Source organism: Paenibacillus lutrae (genome assembly GCF_009757775.1).
In the GTDB taxonomy this organism is placed as follows: Bacteria; Bacillota; Bacilli; order Paenibacillales; family NBRC-103111; genus Paenibacillus_F; species Paenibacillus_F lutrae.
The window spans coordinates 1684-2812 of the sequence record NZ_RHLK01000034.1; the positions used below are offsets into that span (position 1 = coordinate 1684).

The 1129-nt window shown below is 50.8% G+C and carries 1 tRNA gene and 1 other annotated feature (1 of these 2 cut by a window edge); the gene reads right to left on the bottom strand.

The window, feature by feature from the left end:
* Nucleotides 1–296, top strand: a sequence feature (23S ribosomal RNA rRNA prediction is too short) (it extends 488 nt beyond the left edge of the window).
* Nucleotides 297–980: 684 nt separating this feature from the next.
* A tRNA-Ala gene (locus tag EDM21_RS24390) sits at nucleotides 981–1056 on the bottom strand.
* Nucleotides 1057–1129: the final 73 nt, after the last annotated feature.

The following is a 1129-nucleotide window of genomic DNA, read 5'->3' on the forward strand; positions in this document are numbered from 1 at the left end:
ACCCAGGGAACTGAAACATCTAAGTACCTGGAGGAAAAGAAAACAATAGTGATTCCGTCAGTAGCGGCGAGCGAACGCGGATTAGCCCAAACCAGAGGGCTTGCTCTCTGGGGTTGTGGGGCGTCGACATGGCAAAAGTTCATTAGGTGAAGTGATCTGGAAAGGTCCGCTGGAAGAGGTAACAGCCCTGTAGCCGAAAGTGAACGTATGCCTAGACCCACCCCGAGTACGGCGGGACACGTGAAACCCCGTCGGNGTTCCCCCATTCGGACATCCCCGGATCAAAGCCTGCTTACGGCTCCCCGAGGCATTTCGTCGTTCGCCACGTCCTTCTTCGGCTCCTAGCGCCTAGGCATCCTCCGTGTGCCCTTATTAGCTTGACCTTGCATTCGCACAAGTGCGGATACCTGATCATCTATAACAAGGTTTTTGGATGATTCTAGTTACATAATTCGCTATCTAGTTTTCAAGGAACAACGGATTCGCGCCACTGAACATCCGAAGAGGATCAGGGCAACAAAAAGTTTGAAAAGAGAAGGAAATTCTCCTTTCAAAACTGACAACGAGTGATTGAAGTTGTGAAGGCCGAAGCCTTCTTGACTGGGTGCGCTTCGGCACCCGAGTCTCCATAGAAAGGAGGTGATCCAGCCGCACCTTCCGATANGTTCCCCCATTCGGACATCCCCGGATCAAAGCCTGCTTACGGCTCCCCGAGGCATTTCGTCGTTCGCCACGTCCTTCTTCGGCTCCTAGCGCCTAGGCATCCTCCGTGTGCCCTTATTAGCTTGACCAGGCTCCGCCTTATGCCGATTCGCGCTAGCAAGCAAGCTTGCCAAATCGTTCATGCGCCATACAACTTCGCTTCATCAAACCATCAAGGTTTTTGGATGATTCTAGTTACATATTTCGCTATCTAGTTTTCAAGGAACAAACTTATTTGTTTGTACATCCCACAAGTCAAAAGACCTTTAGGAGGTTGATGGTGGAGCCAAGCGGGATCGAACCGCTGACCTCCTGCTTGCAAGGCAGGCGCTCTCCCAGCTGAGCTATGGCCCCATAAGCTCCATCAAAACTGAACAGAACATGAATTTACAACAGCGTTTATCGAAAGATTCGCTCTTTCGTTCTA